The 4,200-nt window shown below is 77.7% G+C and carries 4 protein-coding genes and 1 rRNA gene; 3 read left to right on the forward strand and 2 right to left on the reverse strand.

Features of this window, described 5'->3' with window-relative positions; all coding sequences use genetic code 11:
- Positions 1–511, forward strand: a 511-nt coding sequence (locus tag WDZ17_RS08230) for an NUDIX hydrolase (RefSeq protein WP_339574658.1), incomplete at its 5' end; no start/stop codon positions are given.
- 70 nt (positions 512–581) lie between these two features.
- Here WDZ17_RS08230 and WDZ17_RS08235 read toward each other — a convergent pair.
- Positions 582–1,232 (reverse strand): M48 metallopeptidase family protein, encoded by a 651-nt coding sequence (locus WDZ17_RS08235; RefSeq protein WP_339574659.1) that lies wholly within the window; start codon positions 1,230–1,232, stop codon positions 582–584.
- A gap of 215 nt (positions 1,233–1,447) precedes the next feature.
- On the opposite strand from WDZ17_RS08235, the gene WDZ17_RS08240 reads away from it, so the two are divergent.
- Complete coding sequence (locus WDZ17_RS08240; RefSeq protein ID WP_339574660.1) at positions 1,448–2,500, forward strand: hypothetical protein; 1,053 nt, start codon at positions 1,448–1,450, stop codon at positions 2,498–2,500.
- 92 nt (positions 2,501–2,592) lie between these two features.
- Positions 2,593–3,906, forward strand: a complete 1,314-nt coding sequence (locus tag WDZ17_RS08245; protein WP_339574661.1) for an ABC1 kinase family protein — start codon at positions 2,593–2,595, stop codon at positions 3,904–3,906.
- A 171-nt stretch (positions 3,907–4,077) separates the two neighbouring features.
- Here the strand turns inward: WDZ17_RS08245 and rrf are convergent.
- Positions 4,078–4,194 (reverse strand): 5S ribosomal RNA (gene rrf, locus WDZ17_RS08250).
- Positions 4,195–4,200: the final 6 nt, after the last annotated feature.

The following is a 4,200-nucleotide window of genomic DNA, read 5'->3' on the forward strand; positions in this document are numbered from 1 at the left end:
GGCGCAGGAGCTCCTGCGCCGGCGCTACCTGGCCCACCTCGACGTCCCCGGTGCGCTGCGCAGGGGCGGCGCACCCGACCACCTCACGGCCAGCGCGCTCGTGCTGGACGCCACGGGGACGCACACCCTCCTCGTGCTCCACCGTCGCGGCGGCTTCTGGGTGCAGCCCGGGGGCCACCTCGAGCCGGACGACCCGGGCACCCGGGAGGGCGCGGCCCGGGAGCTGCACGAGGAGACGGGGCTGCCGGCGTCCGCGGTCGTCGTCTCCGAGCTCCCCGCGGACCTCGACCACCACGTCCTGGGGGACGGGTTCGGCCGGTGCCGCTCGCACCTCGACGTGGCGCACCTCGCCGTCGCCGACCGGTCCGCCCCGGTGCGCGCCAGCGCGGAGAGCGACGACGTCGCCTGGTGGCCGCTCGACGCGCTCCCGGGTGCGGACGGCGGACCCGCGGTCGTCGGCGACCTCCCGCCCCGCCTCGCCCGCGCCGCGCGGGGGATGCGCGCCGCCTGAGACAGCCCCGGGGGCACCCTCCGAAGACACCCCCCGGCGCACCCTCCCCAGGACCGCCAGGGCGCCGAGGTCAGCCTCGTCCGCCGTCGACGACGTCGTGGGCGTCGACGTCGGGGTCGTCGTCCGGCTCGTCGTGCTCGCGCCCGGAGGACGACGGCGCCATCCCGTGCCGTGCCTCGGCCGCCGTCCAGCCCTCCAGGAAGCCCCGGGCGCGCTCCGTGCGGGGGTAGCCCTCGAGCAGGGCCCAGAAGTCGTCCCCGTGCCCGGGCACGAGCAGGTGGGCGAGCTCGTGCAGGAGGACGTAGTCCACGACCCACGGCGGCAGCCCCTGCAGGTGCGAGGACAGGCGGATGCTGCCGTCCGACGGCGTCGTCGAGCCCCACCGCGAGTTCTGGTTGCCCACCCACCGCACGGACGTGGCGACGGCGCGCCCGTCGAGGTGCCGCGCGGACAGGGTGCGCGCCCGCTCGGCGAGCTCGCCGTCGTCGAGGTGGCGGCGCCGGTCGCGCGCGGTGAGTCGGGCGAGCATGCGCTCGACCCAGACCTCCTCCTCGGCCCGGGAGAAGCGGGCCGGGATGCAGACCACCACGGCGCCGTCCTCGTGGAAGGCCGTGACGGTGCGCCGTCGCCGGGCGCTGCGACGCACCCGCACCGGCGGGGCGGCGGCGTCGACGCCGGCGCGCCCGGACGGCGGGGTCCTCGCGGCCCGGCCCGGCTCCATCCCCGGCACCGTAGCGGCCGGGACGACCGGCGCGACGGCACGACGCGCGGGACCGGCGGCGCCTGTGGACGACGCACCGCCCGGCCGGCGGCGCTCGGCCAGGCTCTCGCGGTGGCCGGCGGGCACGCCAGGCCGGTGGCGGGGAGGCAGCCGGCCCCGCCGGGCGACGCACCGACGTCGCCCGGCCGCCGGGGCGGGGACCGAGGAGGGGTGGGGTGGGTGCGCTGCTGAGGACGCGACCGGCGCTGCGGCGTCTGTGGCGCGACGTGGGTCGCGTGCAGCTCGGCGAGGACGCCGCGCACGCGGTCGTGCTGGACGGCCTCGGTCCGGGCGAGGAGGCGCTCCTGGACGACCTCGCGGTGGGGGTAGACCTGTCCGAGCTCCGCGCCCGCCGCCGCGGTCGGGACGGCGCGTCCCCGGCGGCGGTGGAGCACCTGCTCTCCCTCCTGCGGGCCGCGGACGCCCTCGAGCCGTCCCCCGCCCCGGGGGCACGGGCACGGGCGCGGGCGGGCGCCGCCGAGGCGGCCGCCCTGGGTCTCGTCCACGGCGGCAGCGGGTGGGACGTCCTGGACCGGCGCGCCGCCGCGACGGTCCGGGTCGAAGGGGGCTCGCGCACCGCCGCCGCCCTCGCCTCCGGTCTCGTCGAGGCGGGCGTGGGCCGGGTGGAGGTCGCCGCCCGCCCGCAGGCGGGGACCCGGGCCGACCACGGCGCGCTGGGCGGCCTGCCGCCGGGGGACGTGGGGCAGCCCGCGGACGGGCCTCCGGTCTCCTCCCCGCCACGGGAGCTGCCCCGCGAGGGCGGCCGCCCCGTCGACCTGACGGTGCTCGTGGCGCGGGGTGCTGTCCCCCCGCACCGGGCCCACGCGCTCGTCCGGGAGGACGCGGTGCACCTGCCCGTCGTGCTCCGGGTGCGCTCCGCCGACGTCGGTCCGCTCGTCGTCCCGGGGCGGAGCGCCTGCCTGCGCTGCGTCGACCTCCGACGGACCGACCGCGACGCCGAGTGGCCGCGCGTGGCGGCACAGCTGGCCCACCCCGCGGCGCCCGCTCCCGGCGCGGGCGGCGAGGACGTCGTGCTCGCCCGCTCGGTCTCCGCCCTCGCCGTCGTCCGCGTCCTGCACCACCTCGACGAGCCGCCGGCGGGCCGCCGGTCGGACCGCACGCGCGTCCCCCCGGGGACCGCGTGGGAGGTCGACGTCGCGGACGGGCTCGCCCGCAGCCGGACGTGGGCGCCGCACCCGCGGTGCGGCTGCACGTGGCCGCCCGGGTGAGGAGGCGGGCCGCACCGCACGAGGACGGAAGGTCGCGGCGCAGCGCGCGGGCGGGCCGCGACGCCCCCGGGGGCGCGGGTGATGATGGGGGCGTGGACGACGACCTCCCCCGCCGGGCCCTCTCGCGCAGCGTGCGTCTGGCGAGCCTGCCGGCAGGGCTCGCGGGACGGACGGCGCTGGGCCTCGGCAAGCGCCTCGGGGGACGGTCCGCCGAGGCCGTCGCGGCGGAGATGCAGGCCCGCACCGCCGAGCAGCTCTTCGCGGTGCTCGGCCAGCTCAAGGGCGGCGCCATGAAGGTGGGGCAGGCCATGAGCATCTTCGAGGCCGCCCTGCCCGAGGACGTCGCCGGTCCGTACCGGGCCGTGCTGACCCGGCTGCAGGACTCCGCGCCCCCGCTGCCGGCGGCGACGGTGCACGCCGTCCTCCGGCGAGAGCTGGGCTCCGACTGGCGGTCCTCCTTCGTCGCCTTCGACGACACGCCCGTGGCGGCGGCCTCCATCGGGCAGGTCCACCGCGCCACGTGGTCCGACGGCCGGGACGTCGCGGTCAAGGTGCAGTACCCCGGCGCGGCCGAGGCCCTCGTGTCCGACATCACGCAGGTCTCCCGCGTCGCGCGTCTCGCCGGGGGCTGGCTCCCCGGCCTCGAGCTGGGGCCGGTGCTGGCGGAGCTGCGCGAGCGGCTCGTGGAGGAGCTCGACTACACGGTCGAGGCGGCCTCTCAGCGGGCCTTCGCCGACGCCTTCCGCGGCGACGCCGAGATCGCGGTGCCCGAGGTCCTCGTCGGCACCGAGAAGGTCATCGTCTCCGAGTGGCTCGAGGGCGAGCCGCTGTCCGCCGTGGTCGACCACGGCACCCAGGAGCAGCGAGACCTGGCGTCGCGCCGCTACCTGGAGTTCCTGCTCCTCGGCCCGTCGGAGGTCGGTCTCCTGCACGCCGACCCGCACCCCGGCAACTTCCGCCTCACGCCGGACGGCCGCTTCGGCGTCCTGGACTTCGGGGCGGTCAAGCGCCTGCCGGACGGCATGCCGCCCGCGGTGGGTCGCCTGCTGGGCGTCGCGCTGTCCGACGACCCCGACGGCGTCGTCGCCGGGCTGCGGGAGGAGGGGTTCGTCAAGGCCTCGATCGACCTCGACGGCCGCCAGCTCCTCGACTACGTCGATCCTTTCCTGCGCCCCGTGCACAGCGAGACCTTCACCTTCGACCGGTCCTGGTTGCGGGAGCTCTTCGGGCACATCAACGACCCGAGGACCCCGGGATGGGCCGTCGGGCTACGGCTCAACCTGCCCCGGGAGTACGTGCTCATCCACCGCGTGTGGCTCGGGGGTCTCGGCGTGCTGTGCCAGCTCGGGGGCACCGTCCCCTGCATCGAGGTGCTCGAGGACCACCTGCCCGGCTTCGCCGACTGAGACCTCGCCCGGCCTCGACCGGGTGGGGTCCACGGCCGTGCGCCCCAGCATCTCCGGGCATGCGAGAAGGGGCCGCCCGTCCCCGACCCGCACCACCAGCCCCCCTCCCCCGAAGAGAAGAAGACCAGCAGCACGAGGCCAGGAGACGAACGACCCCCACCCACAACAGATGTCCGGCGGCGACCTACTCTCCCACGCAGTCCCCCACGCAGTACCATCGGCGCGAACAGGCTTAGCTTCCGGGTTCGGGATGGGACCGGGCGTTTCCCCGACGCTATGACCGCCGAAACACTT

Source organism: Pseudokineococcus basanitobsidens, assembly GCF_037482545.1.
GTDB lineage: Bacteria > Actinomycetota > Actinomycetes > Actinomycetales > Quadrisphaeraceae > Pseudokineococcus > Pseudokineococcus basanitobsidens.